Source organism: Marinobacter sediminicola (assembly GCF_031157525.1).
Lineage (GTDB): Bacteria > Pseudomonadota > Gammaproteobacteria > Pseudomonadales > Oleiphilaceae > Marinobacter > Marinobacter sediminicola.
This window is the reverse complement of sequence record NZ_JAVIXR010000001.1, coordinates 415,991-435,961: the sequence shown is the minus strand read 5'-3', so window position 1 is coordinate 435,961 and position 19,971 is coordinate 415,991. Positions and strand designations below refer to the sequence as shown.

General features: G+C 51.8%; 16 protein-coding genes. 1 reads left to right on the top strand and 15 read right to left on the bottom strand.

Annotated features, from left to right (window positions below; genetic code table 11):
- Positions 1 to 9: 9 nt before the first annotated feature.
- From RG807_RS01950 to RG807_RS01880, 15 genes are read right to left on the bottom strand one after another with little or no spacing between them, the layout of a single operon-like run.
- Positions 10 to 921 carry a glycosyltransferase family 2 protein gene (locus tag RG807_RS01950; protein ID WP_309043344.1) on the bottom strand — a complete coding sequence of 304 codons (912 nt, stop codon included), beginning with the start codon at positions 919 to 921 and terminating at the stop codon, positions 10 to 12.
- A complete protein-coding gene (locus RG807_RS01945; protein ID WP_309043343.1) occupies positions 914 to 2,260 on the bottom strand; it encodes an O-antigen ligase family protein in 1,347 nt (448 codons plus the stop codon). Before RG807_RS01945 ends, RG807_RS01950 begins: the two co-directional genes overlap by 8 nt.
- Positions 2,253 to 3,449, bottom strand: coding sequence for a glycosyltransferase (locus RG807_RS01940; protein WP_309043342.1), 1,197 nt, complete (start codon positions 3,447 to 3,449; stop codon positions 2,253 to 2,255). Before RG807_RS01940 ends, RG807_RS01945 begins: the two co-directional genes overlap by 8 nt.
- Complete coding sequence (gene asnB / locus RG807_RS01935; RefSeq protein ID WP_309043341.1) at positions 3,446 to 5,341, bottom strand: asparagine synthase (glutamine-hydrolyzing); 1,896 nt, start codon at positions 5,339 to 5,341, stop codon at positions 3,446 to 3,448. Before asnB ends, RG807_RS01940 begins: the two co-directional genes overlap by 4 nt.
- Positions 5,341 to 6,513 (bottom strand): glycosyltransferase family 4 protein, encoded by a 1,173-nt coding sequence (locus tag RG807_RS01930; protein ID WP_309043340.1) that lies wholly within the window; start codon positions 6,511 to 6,513, stop codon positions 5,341 to 5,343. The genes asnB and RG807_RS01930 overlap by 1 nt, the downstream gene beginning before the upstream one ends.
- Entirely contained in the window at positions 6,510 to 7,697 is a 1,188-nt protein-coding gene (locus tag RG807_RS01925) for a glycosyltransferase family 2 protein (RefSeq protein WP_309043339.1), read from the bottom strand. The genes RG807_RS01930 and RG807_RS01925 overlap by 4 nt, the downstream gene beginning before the upstream one ends.
- Entirely contained in the window at positions 7,694 to 8,809 is a 1,116-nt protein-coding gene (locus RG807_RS01920; RefSeq protein WP_309043338.1) for a FemAB family XrtA/PEP-CTERM system-associated protein, read from the bottom strand. The genes RG807_RS01925 and RG807_RS01920 overlap by 4 nt, the downstream gene beginning before the upstream one ends.
- On the bottom strand, positions 8,799 to 9,905 hold the full coding sequence (locus RG807_RS01915) for a GNAT family N-acetyltransferase (protein ID WP_309043337.1): 1,107 nt from the start codon (positions 9,903 to 9,905) through the stop codon (positions 8,799 to 8,801). Before RG807_RS01915 ends, RG807_RS01920 begins: the two co-directional genes overlap by 11 nt.
- A 42-nt stretch (positions 9,906 to 9,947) precedes the next feature.
- Positions 9,948 to 11,774, bottom strand: coding sequence for a carbamoyltransferase family protein (locus RG807_RS01910; RefSeq protein WP_309043336.1), 1,827 nt, complete (start codon positions 11,772 to 11,774; stop codon positions 9,948 to 9,950).
- Entirely contained in the window at positions 11,771 to 12,766 is a 996-nt protein-coding gene (locus RG807_RS01905; RefSeq protein WP_309043335.1) for a polysaccharide deacetylase family protein, read from the bottom strand. The genes RG807_RS01910 and RG807_RS01905 overlap by 4 nt, the downstream gene beginning before the upstream one ends.
- Before the next feature lie 59 nt (positions 12,767 to 12,825).
- Entirely contained in the window at positions 12,826 to 14,187 is a 1,362-nt protein-coding gene (locus RG807_RS01900) for a hypothetical protein (protein WP_309043334.1), read from the bottom strand.
- A gap of 4 nt (positions 14,188 to 14,191) precedes the next feature.
- On the bottom strand, positions 14,192 to 15,070 hold the full coding sequence (locus tag RG807_RS01895) for a P-loop NTPase family protein (RefSeq protein ID WP_309043333.1): 879 nt from the start codon (positions 15,068 to 15,070) through the stop codon (positions 14,192 to 14,194).
- Entirely contained in the window at positions 15,070 to 16,647 is a 1,578-nt protein-coding gene (locus RG807_RS01890; protein WP_309043332.1) for an XrtA system polysaccharide chain length determinant, read from the bottom strand. Before RG807_RS01890 ends, RG807_RS01895 begins: the two co-directional genes overlap by 1 nt.
- Complete coding sequence (locus RG807_RS01885; protein ID WP_309043331.1) at positions 16,647 to 17,285, bottom strand: XrtA/PEP-CTERM system exopolysaccharide export protein; 639 nt, start codon at positions 17,283 to 17,285, stop codon at positions 16,647 to 16,649. Before RG807_RS01885 ends, RG807_RS01890 begins: the two co-directional genes overlap by 1 nt.
- A 49-nt stretch (positions 17,286 to 17,334) precedes the next feature.
- Complete coding sequence (locus RG807_RS01880) at positions 17,335 to 18,741, bottom strand: TIGR03013 family XrtA/PEP-CTERM system glycosyltransferase (protein WP_309043330.1); 1,407 nt, start codon at positions 18,739 to 18,741, stop codon at positions 17,335 to 17,337.
- A 302-nt stretch (positions 18,742 to 19,043) separates the two neighbouring features.
- On the opposite strand from RG807_RS01880, the gene RG807_RS01875 reads away from it, so the two are divergent.
- Positions 19,044 to 19,952, top strand: a complete 909-nt coding sequence (locus tag RG807_RS01875; RefSeq protein ID WP_309043329.1) for an XrtA system polysaccharide deacetylase — start codon at positions 19,044 to 19,046, stop codon at positions 19,950 to 19,952.
- Positions 19,953 to 19,971 lie beyond the last annotated feature (19 nt).

Genomic DNA, 19,971 nt, shown 5'->3' with positions numbered 1-19,971 from the left:
TTATAACCCTTACTTAAGACCGCGTAGTAACTGGTTGCCTCGTTGGCCTAACAGGGTGCGAGCAAGGCGCATCCATGTGTCCTGATAAAAAAGTGAAAATCTCAGCACAGAAATAAACTCCTTCCTGGCTCGATGAAACTCCCCACCCGAAAAAAAGTGCAAACCCTCACGGTAGTGATAGTCTGCATGCGCCAAGCGAGAATAGCGGGCAATAACAGCATCCTTTGAGCCCAAATCACAGTGTTTCTCCATGATTTTTAGTTTTGCATTGAGCATCAACTGTGTGTCCCCGGACATGTTGTCACTATGAATCCTGTACTTGACCAGTGGTTCTGCTACAACTCGAGCTTGGGAAACCTTGCATATGCGCAACCACAGGTCCCAATTTTCAGCAGCTTTAAAATCAGTTGAAAACACCCCTACTCGATCCAGAACTTCTGCCGTAACCACAACCGTTCCACCTGTCATGCGGTTTTTCACTAATAACTGAGGGTAAATATCACCTGACATGCTTTCATCCGCAAACTCGACCCGAGTTGTTTGGCCGCCTTCGTCAATTATTTCTGTTCCGGAGTACACTAACCCTACGCCAGGCTCAAATAGAGGTATTTGACGTTCCAACTTTTCCCTTAGCCAAAGATCATCGCTATCGAGAAACGCAATATAGCTACCTTTGGCAATTTTTATTCCGTTGTTCCTAGCAACGATTTGTCCCTGATTTACCTGATCAATCACACGGATTTTTTCAGGAAACTTTCGCTCAAAGTCGTTTAGGATAGCTAAAGACCCATCTGTAGAGCCGTCGTTGATCAGAATAATTTCAAAAAAATGGTAGGTTTGGTCAAGAATGCTTTGAATGGTTGCTTGCACGAGGTGTGCCCGGTTATAGACCGGCACAATAACGGACACCAAGTTATTCATCTTCACCGCCTCCAACTGCACTGCGAGATTTCATGTTTTTTCGCTTTGGTTCCGTGAATCGTAAATAATAAATATTAGAAGCGATCGCTATAAAAAGAATTAACCAGTAAAGCATCTCAGCTCTTGCACGATTTATAAAACTCGCCGCAACCAAAAAACTTAGTAATGCTCCCTCTAGCGCCAACATTTTGAAGTATGCATTATAGCTCTTATTCGCTATTAGATGCTGCTTTGTGTTCCTGGACAGCCTGAACGTCGAAATAAGAAGCATTAATAGAAGTGCAAATCCAAACCAGCCAACTTCGCCGAGAGCTTGAAACCATGTCGAGTGAACTGCTTTTCCAGTTTTTCGACCTTCGAAATAGTGTTCGGGAAGGTAGTTAGGGCTTAGCTCAATATAACCTTGAATGCCTACGCCCATTGGATAGTCTTCTAACACATCAAATGTTGCAATCCAAAAATCGATTCGATGGGAGCCACTTTTAGATCCATCATCAATATTCTCGAGCGTCTCCATTCGTGACCAAAAGGCCTCATCGGCAACATAAGCAGTGCCAGCCATGCCGATAAGTATAATTAAAATAGCCATACCGCGCTGCCCTTCGCGCTGATGCCTTGAAAAGATCATAAAAAAGAGAAAGAAAAATGCTCCGACCACCACTCCAAGAAAGGCACCTCTACTATTAATTAGGACAATACCATTCGCAATAAAGGCACCACAAAAGATCGCAAGGAATTTTATTTTTTTGCTTCCCATCCAAGCCATGTAGGTCAAAATAATCAATGCGGGCGCCATCGCTGCAGCAGTCATGTTTCCATCACCGCCAGTATCTATCATACCAATACCTTCTACCCGTCCTTGCCCATCACGGCCTACTGAGTACGCGATATAGCCAAGATATGTTACACCCAGAACATAGGTCCAAAGGCACGCATCCAAAGCCTTTTCTGAGTTAACAAGTTTGTACACGGCAAGCATAATAATTATTAATTTCGCGAAATCATAAGTGAATGGTTTATGGACTTCTGGAACGATGGCAAAAAATATCATCAAACCATAAATTGCTAACAGCCCAAACATCCACTTGAATACAGGTTGTTTTCCCCACGGAGAAATTTCAGATAGCTCTTTGTAGCGCATCATTAACATAAACAGCATCAGTAGAGCTGCTATAAAAGAGTATTGCAGGCCAGGAATGCTTGCCGCCCACCAACTATTATCCGGGTTTACAAAATAGATTAATTGGTAAACAAGCACTGATAAGACAGGTGCAAAAAATAGAGCGCCGAAGATACCTGCGAAAAACAGAAAAATGAAAAGTAGTGCAAACTTACCCATTCTCTATTTCATCCGTACTGCCGTGTAGCGAATAGGGGGCTGAATCGGGGTCTCCGTATATTTTGCTGTATTGATAGACCATCGCGTTTGCACTAAACCGCTTATCAAAGCTCAGCCTTGCTGCCTGTCCCATACTCTGCCTGAGAATCGATTTTTGAAGAAGTTGCTCAATACATTCTGCAAAAGGGTATGCCATGTCTGGCTCGACCAGAATTCCCGTTACGTTATCCTCTATTATTTCAGGGTTTCCCCCCACCCGAGTAGCAACCGCCGGCATTTCTAGACTCATCGCTTCCAGCAATGTCATCGACGTGCCTTCTGTATGAGATGACAGTAGAAACACATCCATAGCAGCCAGATAGTGAACGGGGTTGTTAATGAAACCAGTAAATATAACCCTCTCGCTGATACCATACTCTTCCGCCAGCGATACCAACTTAGCCTTATCTGGGCCATCTCCAACCATCAACAAATAGCTGCCTGGCTCTTTCTCAGAAAACTGCTTAAACGCTCTGAGCATCATGGCTTGATTTTTAACCGGGTCTAACCTGGAGACAGTGCCAACGACAAAGGCATCTTTTGGGATACCCAAACTATCCCTGACCTTTTGCGCTTCCTCTTTGTCTCGCACCAACGGGGCAATGCCGTTGTAAATAACCTGGATCTTATGCCTTGGAATAAACTCATACTTTACGAGCGCATCCTTGGTCGCCTCCGAAATTGCGACGATAGATGGAGTGAACAGCGCCATTATGGGATTAATGAGCATGGCTTTATAGCGATACCTGTCCGGATAAAAACGGCCGTGCTCGGTAAATACCACTTTGGCGCGTGTAGGCAATGCCGCTAACCATCCATACATCCAGGGCGTGTACTGATGGCAATGCACCACATCAAACCGCCCTTCCCTCAAGCGCTTGCGGATGGCTTTTATCAACGCCCAGTCAAACCCCTGCTTGCGTGCAAGTTTATGAACCAGAACACCAGACTGCTGAAGTGCTTCGCCAATAGGCCCTATGTGACCATCGATACATAGAATTTCAGACTCGACGCTTTCATTGGCCATTCCTTGGACAAGCTGGCGTATAACCTGTTCTGTACCGCCAATCCCCATATTGAAGGTAATGTGTAGTACCCGCAGCGGCTTTTTGGCTGGTTTTGTTGTTGGCTTGCTCTCTTCGACTGTCATACACCCACCTGGTACTGCTGCCACCAAAGCTCAAAGGCCAATAGCGACCATAGCTCCTGTGTGAACTGGTCGTCCCCTGCCAAGTGTTTTTGCCAGAGTTTGTGGATACCTGCAGGTTCAAAGAAGTTGGCCACACCGCTATTTGAAGACAGCAAAAGCTGTTCAACCGTAGGCCTCAGTTCATGGCGCAACCAATGGGCTAAGGGCACCGAAAAGCCCATTTTCTTTCTATACAAAATGTCTTCCGGCAACATCCGCTCAAAGGCTTTTTTCAGAATGTATTTTTTTTCTTTGCCGTTGAGTTTGAGCGCCGAAGGTATCTGGGCCGCGTACTCCACCACTCGGTAATCCAGCAGCGGTGCTCTGGTTTCCAGAGAGTTTGCCATGCTCATTCGGTCTACTTTCACCAGAATATCGCCGGGAAGGTAGGTTTTTATGTCGGTGTACAGAATGCTTGATAGGTGGTCGTCCGTGTCCGCATTCTTGTAATGGGCGCGGGTGATCTCCGCAGGGTCGTAGTCTTGGGTTTCTCGTTTCAGCTCCCCTGTAACTAGATCATTCCACACATCTCTACGAAAAAAACTGTTTGTTATATAAAATGCTTCGTCCGGGTCAAGCGCCAGAGTTCCGAGAAGGGATTTTGCTTTTCGCGTAGGGCCGGAGTTGATCAAGCCTGCCAGGCGGGCGAGCCCGGGGAATAGATTGTGGCGAATTCCGGCAGGAAACAGGCCCCTTAGTCGGTTTTCAACGTGATCTGTGTAATATTTGCTGTAGCCCGCAAAGTTCTCATCGCCACCATCTCCCGCCAGCGCCACCGTTACTTTTTGTCTGGCTAACTGCGATACAAAATACGTGGGTACAAACGAGGGGTCGGCAAAGGGCTCATCGAAGAACCGTGCAATGCTGGCAAGGCTGTCTGCGACATTGTCTTTCACAGTGAATTCGTGATGATCGGTTTTGAATTGCTGGGCAACCTTCTTGGCCCAGTGCACTTCATCAAACCGTTTTGAATCAAAGCCGATAGCGCAGGTTGTCACGGGTGTGCTGGTGTGGCCTGCCATCAAGCCAACCACAGCGCTTGAATCAATTCCGCCACTGAGGAAGGCCCCAAGAGGCACATCGCTCACCATGCGCAGGCGAACGGCATCGTCAATCAGGTTGTAGAGGCCATCCTGCAATTCATCCAGGCTGGCATTTGAAGGCGAACCGAAAGACACATCCCAGTACTGTTGCTGGTGTGTGTGGGTGCCATCTGTTTCCAACCAATAGCCGGGCGCCAGTTTGTGCACGTTTTTGTAGATGGTTTTGGGGTCTGGCACGTACTGGTAAGCGAAAAAGTCCTTGATGGCATCGTGCCGCAATTCGGTTTTAACGAAGGGGGCGGGTGTTAGAGCTTTTAACTCCGATGCGAATACAAACTGCCCATTGGCTTCGTAAAAGTACAGTGGCTTCTTGCCAAGGCGATCCCGTGCCAGGAATAGTTTTCGGGCTGAGCGATCCCAAATGGCCAGAGCGAACATGCCATTCAGTAGTTGGAGGCAATCGGGGCCATGAATCTCGTAGAGCGCGAGTAGAACTTCGGTATCCGTGCGCGTGCGGAAGCTATGGCCCTGGCTAACCAGGTCGTCGCGCAGTTCCTGAAAGTTATAAATCTCGCCGTTGTAGGCAATCACGTAACGCCCGGAGGTGGATACCATGGGCTGGGTGCCGGCATCGCTGAGATCAAGAATACTCAGCCTGCGATGTACCAGGCCTACTGCGTCGTCGAGCCACGTTGAGCCCGCATCTGGGCCCCGGTGAAGGATTGCCTGCCCCATGGTGTCGAGCCAGCCCTGATGGGCTTCTCTACCAGGTGTTGAAGCAGTGCGAAGGAAGCCGGCGAACCCGCACATTAGCCCACCTCTCGCTTTTCTGGGGACTGTGTCGCGGCTACGGGTTTGGCTTTGCCAGTCAGCTCTCGGAACAAGGCTTCATATTCATCGGCCATACGGGCAGCGGAGTAGCGCACATGCACCATTTCCCTGGCATTTTGACTAAGGGTGGCCGCCAGCGCGGGATCTTCCAGAACCTGTTTGCAGCATCCAGCCAGCGCAGCCTTGTCACCAAAGGGCGCCAGTAAGCCTGTTTTGCCATGCTCTACTAGCTGATCAACGCCGGGAATATCATAGGCGACTACAGGAATGCCCACTGCCATGGCTTCCATCATGCAGCGGGGAATACCCTCCAGTGAGGAGGTCATGACGAACAAGCTGAATTTGGAAAGCAGTTCCAGTCGGTCACTGCGAAAGCCCAAAAATTCTATGGCATTAACGCTCTTCAGTTGTGCGGCTTGCTGTTCCAATTCTGATCGTTGACTGCCATCGCCCAGCAGTTGCAATCGAAGGTTTGGCTGCGCTTGATAGATCCTGTCAAAAACCTCTATAAGATCCGGTATTCCCTTGCGGGGAATCATCTGGCCGATAAAGCCAATGACGGGGGTTTCTTTATCAGCGGTGTTTACCTGAGGCAGGGCTGCCAGAGCCGCATCAATCTCTTTGAGATCTACGCCATTGCGAATGAACGATGTTCTGGCTTCGGGCACTTTGAATCGCTTCATGTCGTCCATCAGTTCCTCCGACAGCGGGACAACCCGGTCGAAGTAGCGAAGCATGTAGGTGCCGATGCGAATGAATGTGGCGAGCTTGAAGCCAACGTTACCGGAGAATCCGTGTGGTGTGCTGACACAAGCAATGCCCGCCCGCTTGGCAGCCAGCAGCCCTAATATGTCGGATTTGTATCCGTGGGTATGGATAACGTCGATTTTGTTGTTGCGGATCACTTCGCACAACCTGCTAACTACCCGAAAATCAAAACGGCCTTTCATGTCCAGGTAGTTCACCTGCTGGCCATCGGTGCGTGGGTAGTATTCGGCAACGGAAAGATCCTGATCCGGAGATTCCCGGGTGACAGCAAGATCGCAGATCACATCATCGTGGTTGATGTTGTTGGCCAGCGCGAGAACCCAACGTTCTGCCCCGTAAAAACCCGCTGGGGTAATGAACTGAAGTACTCGTAGCTTACTCACTGGTCTGACACTCCGGAATTCCTTGTTTCGTTGTTTCTGGCGCTACTCCAGGTTACTTGAGTCTGCCCCTGTAGCGCCTTAACAATGCCTCGGACTGCATAGCCGTTAACCATTACGAAGTAATACGGCGTAGCAATCCAGGTTGGCAATTCGTTGCGATTTTGCGAAAGATGCCCCACGAGCGTGAGCACTAACATAAGTACCGTGCCTGCCGTAATGAGCTTGAATAAGCCCAGCCCTGAAAACGCGAGAAGTACACTGCCTGCGACACCTACTAGCAGAAACAAGGGAATCAGCCAGCGCAGTAATTTGTGAGAGATAACCTCAAAGGCAAACACGCCTGATTTTCCTGGGTTCATTACCCGCCCTACTCGCATCAACCCACGAATACTGCGGTTTACGATGCGTTCTTTGCGAGCCACTTCCCGATCAAAATCGCCGGCGGTTTCTTCAAAGCACTTTGCATCTGCATCGAACACGCCACGGTAGCCTTTGGCGATGATTTGCAGGGGGTTTACGAAATCGTTGATGTCTTGCTGCTGCAGCGGCTCCCACAGTTTGGTGCGAATAGCGTATATGGCGCCATCTCCGCCCACTACAGAATGCAGGCGGGATTCCATGGCTTTGATGGCCAGCTCGTAGCGCCAGTAGAGGTTTTCATTGCGGGCGCTGGCGCCCTCGTTGCCGTCGGTGTACAGGGCTGCGCCCACCACGTAACCCACATCGAGATCTGCAAAGTTGCGTACCAGTTTGCTGATGGCATCGCTGGCGTACATGGCGTTGGCATCGCTGAACACGGTGATGTCGGCTTTCACCTGTTCCATGGCAAGGTTGATGCCCATGGTTTTGCCCAATCGGCCTTCCTGACGGATCAAAAGGATTCGATCGTTTTCAAACTCTTTTACGGCCTCATCGGTGCCATCGTCTGAACCGTCTGACACCACTATGATCTGAAGCAGCTCTTGCGGGTAGTCCAGCTCCAGTGCGTTTAGAAGCTTCTCCCGAATTACGTCTGATTCGTTGTAGCAGGAAATAATCAGCGCCACTGAAGGTTTGTGCTCGCCCCGGCGGTGGGTGGTATCCGGCAGGCCCCGGGTGAGCAACCACAATATGGCCGGGTACCCGAAATACACGTACACGGGCACGGCAAGGCAAAGCAGAGTTAACAGCAGTACTAACGTCATAAGGTAATGTATCGTCTCAATTTTGGGCCAAGCCAGTTGGCAAACGACAGCGGTAGGCGTCGCCAGATATTTTCTATGAGGGGCCGCAGCTGGGAGGCAACGGATGCCCCGGTGCTATAAGATTCGTTGCCCGGCAGATTTACCATGCCGCTGCGGTATTCTGTCCAGATCAGCTCATAGGGCTGAGCGCCCCACTGTTTCTTGAATCGGTAGGTGCCTTCATTCAGTGTTGAGCGGCCAAAGTCGAACCGGGTGTATCCCAGATCGCACACATGGCTTAACAAGGTCCAATACAGCAGCATGTTGGGCGCAAGCCGGTTGAACTCCTCCAGGGTGGATGCCCAGGGAATGCAGGCTTCTTTACCCCCCAGCAATACGATGCCCGCGCCCACGGGCTTATCGGCCTGGAAAACAATACCAATCAGCATGTGCTCGCCGTAGGCGGCTTTCAATTCCTGAAACCACTGCAGGCTATGCACTGGTGAGCCCAGCCTGCGCATGTTCTGGGCGAATACCTCATAAAACAGATCGACCGCATCCGCTTCTGTGCGCAATTCAGCTCTCAGCCCATTTTTCTCAGCCTTGCGAATCTGGCTCCGCAGCTTGGGTTTGTAGCTTTTGAACAGGGCTTCGCTGTTTTCCGGTAAGTCACACAGCATTCGTACTTTTGTGCTTCCGGGCAGAGCATCAACGCTCTGTTTTTTTTGTTCGCCAGAGGCGTCTTTGTCAGCGTTCAACGCTTCACCACCCTCACGCATTTCGAGGATTTTAATGCGGTTTGTTTTAGTCAGGGTTCCGGCTTCGGCAATCAATCGTTCCCGGATTTCTGCGCTGTCTGCCAGTGCACCGCCAAGATCGCAGAATGGCAGTGTCACCAGGCTGCTGGTGCCGATGGGTGGCTTTACTTCCACCAAGGGCAGTACACCGCACAGTATTTCGTTCTGGTGCGCGCTGATCACCCAGCCCATGTGGCCATAGGCTTGCTCAGTCGCTCGCAACCAGCCGCTTCGGTGATAGGGCGTGGCTGCAGAATGCTCTGCAACGTACCGGTTGTACTCATCTGCAGGGAATGCGTTAAACCTGGAGGCCCGGATATGAAGTTCAGCGCTCATTGTCGGCACTTGCCTCCCCAAGCCAGCGGTTTCTTGCTCGCCTTGCAACATCCTCAAGCTTCAGTTTGAAGCGGGGCCGCTGTAAAGCAATCTGCACCAGGTTGCGATGAAAATGGCCAAGGTTGGACTTGTAACGCTCATCGCCGCCCATGAAATCGTAATAGTCGAACCCTTGATCGCGGTAATCTTCAATACACAGCGCGTGGCCCAGTAAACCAGGCTTGAGGCGGTTATCAGTCTCAACGGCCATACCGCCCAAGTAAAAATACACCACCTTGTTGTGGAGCAGGTTGTAGAAAAAAGCAATTTCCTCATCGCCTGCCATCACGGAAATCAGATCAACGCCTCCCTCCGCCCACTGTTCACGGATAAGCTCCCGGTGGAATCGCACGAAATCCGGGTTGGCAAACCCGCTCTGGTCCGGCCCTTTGCCCCAACGTTCGAGGTGCCTGGGGCCGATGGCATCGAATACGGCCAACGCTTGGTCTACGGATTCAGGGCGAACCAGGGTGACTTCACCTCGCTCGCTGTAAAGCCGGTGCGCACGATTTATCTGGTGGCGAGTGTTGCGCGAAAGGGTAGCGAGATAGTTTCCTCCGCTTTGGCGCAAGCCATCAAGATCGACCCCAAAACAAGGTGCTTCCCAACGCAGATGCTTGTACAAGCCGGTGATTTTCGCATAGCGGTCGGCTTCGTCGGCGTCAATGGCCCCCAGAATAAACTCGTCCCAGCCAGGCATGGTACGGCACAGGTGCTCCAAGCAGGCTTTCGCAACGGCGTCTTCTTTACCGCGTTCAGCCAGAAAACCGTTGTACTCGATCCAGATTTGATCAAGCAGCTTGTGGCCGGTTTGATGCAGGCGCAGGCAGCGGGATTTCAGCAGGCCATGTCGGCGCTCATCGCTCTCTACCACCAATCCCAAGCCAACCAAGCGCTCGCCTTCCATTACGCGAAGTACCAAGGCACTTGGCTTATAAACGTTCAGCCAATGCCCCAGCCATTGCCAGGATAGAAACACCGTGGGTTGTGCACGGTGTTCCAGATCCAGCCAGTCGCTGCGCAAGGTTGCGCATTGGCTGGCTGGTTCTGTTGTCACGGTCAGCCGTCCTGCTGTCATGGTGCTACGTCCGTTGCCTGTTCAGTGCCCGGGGTTCGGGTGTTTTACCAGGAATGGGCCTATAGCGAGATAGTCCAGAGCACCCTGAATGAAGGCTCTTACCCCGTCTTCCGGAGAGTTGACGATGGGCTCTTCGTGCATATTGAAACTGGTGTTGATCAGGCTTGGGATGCCGCTGAGCTTTTCGTATTCACTCAATATGTCGTAATAGCCGGGGTTGGCTTCACGCTGGATAAGCTGCGGCCTGGCTGTGCCATCTACGTGCACGGCCGCCGGGCAGTTTTCTTTCATGAAGTCGGTGCAGTCAAATGTAACCGTCATGAATTCAGCTGCATGCTCAGCGCCTTTGATATTGAGGTAGCACTTCTCGCGGGCTTCGTAGAGCGTAACCGGTGCGAACGGCATGAACTCGGTGCGACCAAGGCGCTTGTTCAGCCACTGGTTCACTTCCGGTTCGCGGGCGTGGTACAAAATGGAGCGGTTACCCAGGGACCTTGGGCCATATTCCATGCGGCCATCGAACCTTGCGACCACTTCGCCGCCGTGAATCAACGCGGCGACTTCAGCCGCCAGATTCTCAGGCCGGCGATACTGCAGGTTTTCCGCCTTGAGCGCCTTTTCCATTTCGGCTTCGGAATAATCCGGGCCCATGTAGGCATTCACGATGGAGGGTTTAACCCCACCTGGCCAGCTGTGATAGAGCGCAGCGCCTGTGCCACAGCCACCATCGCCCATGTTCGGGTACACGAAGATGTGGTTAACACCCTCGATTTCAAAAATACGCTGGTTCAGCTTTACGTTTGCCGTTACACCGCCAGACAGCACGATGGTGTCAATACCGGTTTTTTCCACCCAGTAGCGAATGTAGTTGGTCGCTACCTTCTCCAGCACATACTGGTAAGCGGCTGCCACATCGATTTTCGGGAATTTGGAGGCCAGATAACGGGAGAAAAATACGTTATTTGCTTCGTAAATCCGGAAGTCACCCGGCTTCTGCTCAATGCGGGAGAGAAGAATTTCGCCGAGGATTTCTGGGTCGCCGTAAGAGGCCAACCCCACAATTTTACCTTCGTGACGGCTGGGCTTGAAACCAAGGCTGGATGTCACGTGCTCGTAGAGGGTACCGAGCGAGTTCGGGAATGGCAGTCCATGCAAGCGGTGGATTTTACCATCCCGCGCTTCGCTCACCGAACCGGCCAAGCCGGAGCCGTAGCCATCCAGAGTCACGCACAGTGCACGCTCATAGCCACTGCACAGAAAACTGTTGGCAGCGTGAGACAGGTGGTGATCCATGCGCTTGACTGGCTTGGTCCAGCCCATTTCACTCAAGCCTTGAACGAGTTCGTTTTCCCACTGTTGGAACGATTCGGTTGCACCCTCACCCCACTGCCGGGAGGATTTCAGAGCCGCGTTGTTAGACGCCAGCTTCTGCACACCAGCCATGTTGTAATAAGAGTTATGCAGAAACCCTTTTTCCATAATGGCGTTGGGGTGCTGAAGGCCGTGAATCGGCTGATTGCGATCTGGCACTCTGCCCAATGCATCTTTGATCTGTGGGCTTAGATCCTTGGGTTGAAAACCTTTGATAAAGGTCTTCTCATCTTCCAGGTTTTTTGTGAACAGCTTCTGTTCGTTCTCCCAGGTGAGGAACGGATAGCACACCAGGTCGAAGTCGCTCATGGAGAGGCCGGTGTACGCAAGTGCTTTCTCCAGTGCCAAGCGCGGGAAACCGGATTGCTGCTTGGTTCTGGTAAACCGTTCTTCACCCGCGGCGAAGAGGATGTTGCCATCTTCAACAATTGAAACTGTTGAGTCTTTGTCTAGCGGGGATATCCCTAGCACCTTCATGCCTTACTCTCCATATACTGGCGAACGCGGGTGGGCGATGAAGCCTGACCGCCTAATTCGTTGAAAAAGAAATCGAAAAACTGTCGAAAGCTGTCCAGAAACGCCTTTAATTGGGCCTCGTTCTGTACATAAGTCGTGTTACCCGGCACTACGCTGGGGCTATGGAAGCTCCAAGTGAACGTGCGTACGCCCTGATTGTAGAGTGCCCTTGTAAGCTTGATGTGTTCGGCCGGTGTGAACCCTTCCGGAGAAAGCATTAGCCTATCTACCGCGCCGGCCCGAGCGAGAATGCCCGGAGCCTTAAACTTACGCAGCCGTTGCGCCGCCTCGTACAGCGGGACAGCCACAGGTTGGGCCCAGCCGATAAAGCCACCGGTGCAGGGAATCTCCAAAATGGGTTTATCGGACCCACCAAACCAGAACGGGTGTGCGTTGTACCTGCGATAGTCCGGCCCGCCATCCTCACGGGAATCCAGGGGTGGGCAAACAGATAAATCAATAGTGAACCCCAGTTCCTGAAGAATGCCCGTGGTATTAGGCCCAAAACCGTAACGCCCGGCTTTGTAGGCAACAGGGGCCTTGCCGAAGTTCTTCTCGATCGTGTCGCGTAACACGCGAAGTTTTTCCCGTTCAAGACCTTCCGGCAAATTACCCGGGTACATGTTCGAGCGGGACAGTATTTCTTCCTGGGGCGGGTTCACCCAGGGGTGGAGATGTGCCCCAATTTCACACTGGTTTTTCTCGGCAAACTGTTTGAGCAACCCATAACCACGCGGCTGGCTGGCGACCGGATAATCAATGACGTAACACGGGCGAATGCCATACTCATTAAAGATGCTTTGAGCACGGTCGATGTGGGCCATGGCGGTCACCCGATTTGCCTTGGCGTCTGGCTCGGCGCTCCAATCAAACTCTTCTTCGGTATCAATCACCACGATAAGTTGTGGTGGTGTCTCCGGTGGGAGCCGTATTTCCTTCTTTTGTTCAAACATGATTCCATTCCTGACTGTCGTATCGCCGCGCTACTGTGCATAGCTCTATTGGCCAGCTATCAACGCTGCCTGCTCAGTGCAAAACCGTGAGTCAGCACAAAGCGCAGTTCAAATTGTTCTTCATCGCTTCGGGCCAGGCGCGTTCGCAAGTACGATTGGTTGAACTCCACACCAAAGGTTGTATTTTCAGCCAGCTGCCTACTCCAGCTAGTAGTAAAACGATGAATTTGCTCAATAATTATGTTGGCGTCTTCATCTGCTTCGGCGTTCCAGCTGTATCCCAGGGTTAGCCTTTGAAGCGCCGTCAGCTGAAAACCAAGCGTGGTACCGGCGCGGTATTCATGGGTGGTAGCACCGGAAACCTGGGATTCCAGAATTGAACCCTCTGCATAGATGCCAAGATCACATACATCGCAAACCCGTTGGTTGTTGTGGGTAAATAGCAGTGCGTCGGTAACAACCAGTTCTCGCAACCGAATGGTCTCGGGCAGGAATGAAAACTCCGGTGGGAAGCCTGTAGAAAGATCTGTGGCGCTGTCAGACATGCTGCGGTCGTATTTGATGGCTGTACGCCAATCGGACGTAACCCAGGAGCGTTCCAAAAAGCCGGTTATCGCTTCATTTTCGCTGAGTGTACCGTCTGGGTATTCCGAATTTGCTTTGCTACCGCCGCCTCCAATACTGAAAAAGCCACCTTCCGCATCGTAGCTGTATACCAACTGCACTGTGTCGATGGTGATATCGGTACGCTGCTCCTCAGACCAGCTTCGACTGGCGTTGAGACTGCCAGTGGAGCGCTCAGTGAGCCTACGTGATAATTGGCTACTGGCGGTTACCGATTTCTGGTCGTTCAGAGTGTCTTCGCCAAACGTGCGGCCAGCCTGGCCGGAGAATCTTAGTGTTGTGAGTTCGCCCGGGTAAAACCGCAGCCCTGCGCCTGCGCTGAGGCTGTTCTGCACGTCGTAACTCGACGGGTTGATTACAAACCCTGTGTCGTTACGCACTGAGTTGACTGTATGGCCGAGGTTAAAGTCTAACCGGCTACTGGGGTCTTGATGGGTGTATCGGGCTGCGCCATTAATAGTGCTGTTGTCGGACTGATCCGAATCCGCCGATTGCCAACTGGTATCAACCGTACCGCCATACTGAAGCACCAGCGCATTGGCGCCTTTCTCCAGAGAGCCTCCTATAACCCCGGATACACCCACTCCCGGCTCCGTATTGGTATCCGTATACGTGCCTTGATCTGTGCGGGTGTGAGTAACAGCGGTGAACACAGAGGCAGAACCGGAGAGCACTGAAATGTCGTCACTGGGGTCCTGCGCCGTTGCTGCGAATGACCAGACAACACCGCAAGCGCCAACCAATATACTGGCGAGGCGGTAGTTGTTTGCAATCCCTGTCCCTGCTCTTCGCTCCACTGTGCTACTCCTGAAAAATCAGGCCGGAGAATTTGTCAGATCCAAGCGCATCCACGGAATCTTCAATGATTTCCCCTGTGACTTCACCAAATGGAACGCCGAATACTATCTGGTCTGCGAAACGCTCAAGAATCCGCGCCTCGGTATTTTCTCTGAAAGGCGGCGCATTGAGGACAATGCAGCGATCAGGATAACGAGCCTTCAATTCAGTAATCAGTTCCCGCATACGAACGGCGGAGAACAACTCAACCGCAGAAGAGGCCTGGGTACCTGCCGGAATCACTGTGAGCCGCTCTACACCGCTGGAATATAGGATGGATTTGATGGCCATGGAGCGATCGGCAACGAAATCCGTCACACCCGCATCCATAGGGCTGGAAACCAATCCTGCCAATTCATTACTGTAAGGATCACAATCCACAAGCAAAGCAGAGGTTTGTGAGTCCAGAGCAAACGCGGCTGCCAGGTTGTAAGCCGTCAGCAGGCCACCGGGGCCGCTGCCTAAACTGCTGAACATAACCGTGAAGCTTTTCCCCTCACCCGCCCGGTTGCGCAGTTGTATACGCAACTCCCGGTATGCATCCATGACTTCTTTATCGGCCATACCCGAGAAGATTATTTTGCGCTCGCGTAACTGCTCACGACTCCAGGGCCGCGGATTACCAATCAATGACAAAGAGACCGATGCATCGTAAACCGTGGGAGGGTGATCATTCCGATTGGTATCCACCCGGGTCCAGTTTGGCTTTTCTCTGTCGGAGCCTGCGTAGGGGCGCTCTGTGCGGAAGTTGTCGTCCGCATTTGCTTCACCACGACCATGCTTGAGTTGGCGTTGTTCTTCCTGGCTTTTAAGCAGGGCATTATAGAGTTTGTTGTCTTCCATTAGATGCGACCTCCCCCCAGCCCGGTTAACTCGCCCGCTTTGTTGATCAATTGTTCGGGGGTAATGCCCATCACGCTGAACACAAGCACAGCCAGATACGCTGTCATAAACACCGCCAGCATCAGCAGAATCGACAACACATCTTTGCGCAGCAAGCGATCTTTCCAGGTACTTCTGTAATGGGGAATGCTGGTCAGCACGGGAATGGATTCCGGCAGGGCCAATTGCAGTGCGCGGGGCGAGCGAACACGCTGATCAAACATCACGAGCATTACCAGCAGACCCAAAACCATGGCACTACCCAGGAACGGGCCCGCAAGACCGACCTGATACAATTGCAGGCCATCCCAGTGAGTAGGATATGTGGCTGGCTCCTGAATCTTGTAGCTTACGCCTTCACCCTGAACGTCCAACGTCATCGACAACCGGGCTTTTTCCCGGCGCTGCAGCATGTCTTCGTAAACACCACGGGTCACGTCGTAATCCCGGGTTAATTCTGAAAGCTGTGCTTGGTTCTCTGCCACGCGTTGCGAGCGAACAAACGATTCTTCGAGAAGTCGCTCCAGGGATGCCAGGCGGTTTTTCTGAACGGCCAACCGGGTTGTGCTATCGGAGAGTTGAATTTTAAGGTTTTCGTATACCGGATTTTCCATCACCTCGGTAACACCACCATCCCGATCATCATCGGTTTGCGTGGATACGCGCTTCTCGAGATCGGCAATCTGATCCTGAACGCTGACCACATCGGGGTGACGTTCATGATAACGCAACAACAGCGAGTCCAATTCCTGCCGCATAGCGACTAACCGCCTCTCGGCAGAGGACTTGCCTGGGTCTACAGTGATGCGGCGTACCGGCTGCTCGTTCGCCAGCTGACTGCGGGTAAGCTTTACCTCAGATTCGGTTTGCTGGATCTCCAACTTAAGGTTTTCAATATCCCTGCGCAGATTTTCTATTCGTGCGAGAACGCTACTCTCAGTGCCATCCTGGTTACCGGATTTGAATTCCTTCAACCGCTGCTCGGCTTCTTCAAGCTGGCGCTGGTAGGACTTAACCTGGGAATCAATAAACTCAAACGCCCCCTGACTTTCGGAACGCTTCTTTCGCACGGTGCGCTCGATAAAACGGTTCAATACCGCGCTGAGAACCTGGAAGGATTCGTCTGGGCTTCTACTGGTATAGCTCAACTCAAGGAAATTTCGGTTGGATACCCGAATGCCGACCTGCTTTCGCAAATCGCTGATTTTTCCGTTCCGAATTGCGTCCGTTTCACCGCCCCTGATCAGCCCGGTATCCAGAGCAACCTGCTCAAGAAATGTCCGGCTCTGCATCATCTCGCGAGCTTCGTTAATACGATCAAGCTGAGTCACTTCTGCCTGGCCCCGTAACAAGGGCTGCAGAATATTGGATTGGTCGGCGTACAAAACTGCTTGGGAGGTATAGCTTTTAGGTGTTACATAGCCCAGCGTCAACACTCCTGCAGTCACGGCCATAAAAATGATGACCGCAGCCAGTCTGTGCCGGTAAAGCTCAAGCTTTACCGCACGAAGGGTGTCGAGAATGAACTGTATGTCCATTAGAGCTCGCCTCGAAACAGCTGTTTCCGGGGTACGCTGATGACATCCCCAGGCTGCAAGCTATGGTTTGTGCGCATGTCGCCATCGGTCAGAATGGCCTCAAGATCCAGCCCAAAACTTTGATATTCGCCGTTGATCTGGCGATGCAGAACAGCACGGCTATCGGCTGCAAAATCAGTAACACCACCTGCCATCAGTACAACGTCGAGCACGGTCATGCCTGGCTGAAAGGCCACCGATTGTGGCGCTCCCACCTGTCCGGTCACGCGAACCCGGTTACGGAACTCTTTACTGAGCGGATTGGTAACCATCACGGTTACTTCGGGCGTGCGAATAAACTCGCCCAGGTTGTCACTGATTTCAGCCGCCAGCTGCTCGGGCTTTTTACCTTCAGCTTTCACGTCGCCCATCAGGGGCATGGAGATATACCCGTCCGGGCGAACCACAATGGATTGCCCCAGCTCGGGGTTACGCCATACGTGAATAGAGATGGTGTCGCCCACCCCAATCTCATAGGGCTCGGCCTCCAACTCGGATGCCGGAGGCATGTCGGCGGAAGACGGCAAACCTGCGCAGGCCGTAATAAACAGACCCAGAATTGCAATCAAACCCATCCGCATAAACGTGAAGCTAGTCATAAATGCCCTCCAATCCCTTATTGTTCTGTAGTTCAGTATGGCAGAACCGTTACCGTACGCCTTTACCCAGGAGGATCACTTCCACTGTTTGGATCATGATCAGAAAATCCATCAAAAGGCTATGATTTTTGGAGTAGTAAAGATCGTACTCCAGCTTACCCCGGGCGTCTTCAACGGATGCACCATAGGGATATTTAAGTTGCGCCCAGCCCATCAGGCCAGGCTTTACATAATGTCGGGTATCGTAAAACGGAATTTTCTCTTTCAGTTCAGAGACAAACTCTGGCCTTTCCGGGCGTGGCCCAACGATGCTCATTTCACCTTTGATCACGTTATAGATCTGCGGCAATTCATCCAGGCGCGTGTTGCGTATGAACGCACCTACCCGGGTAACACGGTTGTCATTCGCTGACGCCCACTGGGCTTTGCCATCTTTCTCGGCATCTTGCCGCATGCTCCGAAACTTGTAGATTCGAAATTCCTTACCCAGCATACCTACACGGTTCTGGCTGTAGAGGATAGGTCGGCCGGTTTCCAAAAATACGGCAATCGCGGTAAGAATAATAAACGGTATCATGACGGCGAGAAGCGTGAGGCTGATCAACAGATCCAAAGATCGTTTTGCAAAAGCACGTGACTTTGATGCCTTAAACCCTTCGGAAAACACAATCCATGATGGGTGAACCATATCGAGCTTGGCTTTCTTCAGCTCCCGCTCGTAAAAATCTATGCCGTTGGTAATGGCAATACCGCGAAGTTTGCACTCCATCAGATCCGGAACAGGAAGCCATCCGCCCTCATTACGGCGGCGCTCTTGTTGCGCGATAACTATTTCCGACACTTTGTTTTGCCGACAGAACTGGTAGAAATCGTAAGGCGTAGGCAATAATTTGTCGGCATCGACCGCTCCGTTCGGATTATCCGAAATACAGCCGATGATTCGCACGCCCAATGCGCGCATATTGCGCTCGTACTCATCAAGAAGATTGGCTGCAAAATCACCAGCCCCGAAGATCACTACACGGCGCACCAGCGTCTCCGAATCCACCACTCGTAAAAACGTCAGCCGCAAAATAATGACAACCAATGATGCGCAAATAACCGCCCAAAACAGATTTGTGCTGCCGGGGTTTGCCGTTGGTACGATTAGATAAAGCAGTTTCAGGCCGATTCCGCCGACAAAGCAATAGGCAACCAGGGTGCGAAAAAACAGGGCTGAAAAGCTTTCATGAACCATGGCAAGGTAGCCGCCCATGGCAAGGGTTCCGCAACTCAGGATCAGAGCGAACAGGCTCGCTGAAAGGATATTTGTGTCAACCGATGGGTAACCGACCCCCGCAATGGAGAGCAGCAATCCCAGAGAGGAAAAAATCGCATAAAGAACGATAAATTCCAGCGCAGCAAGCGCGAGATAGGGAATATGAAGATAGTGTTTTCTGAACCGTATATACGTCACGCCGAACTTCCTTGTCGTCTGCACAACAACCTGCGCCAGACCAACATCAAATTCTCCAGCAGATCACGCTCACTTAGCTTTGAGCGACACCCTTTCCACTGGTTCCTTTTTAATTTAGTGGCCCATTTTGCGCTGGCCAGCAAGTAATCTCAACACATTGTATCTTTTGGTTACACAGTTTTACATTGTTTTTCGTTGCAAGCAGACTTTACTTGCATCAAGAATTGTATTTGCGCGGGCAGTGAGTGAAAATTAAGGCCTAGGTACTGTTTTTTTATTGGTACCACTGGAAAGGAGCACCCATGCCAAGTCAGGATAGACCCCAACCTTTGCACGCCATGAGCATAGACGTAGAAGATTACTTCCACGTTGCGGCTCTTTCTGGTGTGATCCGCCCAGAGCAATGGGGCTCGCTACCCTCCCGGGTGGAGCAGAACACCGAACGGCTGCTGGCGCTGTTTGAAAAGCACGATGTGAAGGCGACCTTTTTTGTGCTTGGCTGGGTTGCCGAACGATTTCCTGCCCTGATTCGAACATTATCCGACCATGGCCACGAAATCGCCTCCCACGGGTACAGCCACCAACTCATCTACAACCAGACTCAAGATGTGTTCCGGGAAGAAACGGTTCGCTCCAAAGCACTCTTGGAAGATATCACTGGCAAATCTGTTGACGGTTACCGCGCTGCAAGCTATTCCATTACCCGTGAGTCTCTCTGGGCGCTGGATATATTAAGCGAAGCAGGATTTACCTGGGATTCGAGTATTTTCCCTATTCGGCATGATAATTACGGCATTCCCGATTCTCCAACCGCACCCTACTCTATCCAAACCGCCAGCGGGGCGATTATCCGTGAGTTCCCGTTAACCACGGCGCACATCATGGGGCTTTCTATTCCCGCTGCAGGGGGTGGCTATTTTCGCCAGTTCCCTTACCCGGTATTCCGGTATCTGTTTCGCAATGCGTCCGGTTTTGGGGCGCGACCGCAAATGTTTTACCTGCACCCTTGGGAAATAGACCCGGACCAGCCACGTTACGATAACGCAAGCTGGTTTTCCCGCTTCCGACATTATACTAATCTGGACCAATGTTACGGTCGCCTTGAGCGCTTGCTTGGGGATTTCCGATTCGGAACTGTGAGTGAGAGCTATAATGCCTACGAACCAGACAAAACCCTGCTGCGCAGCGATCAGATGATCCGCCTCGCCTGATTCAGGGCAATGAGCTGAA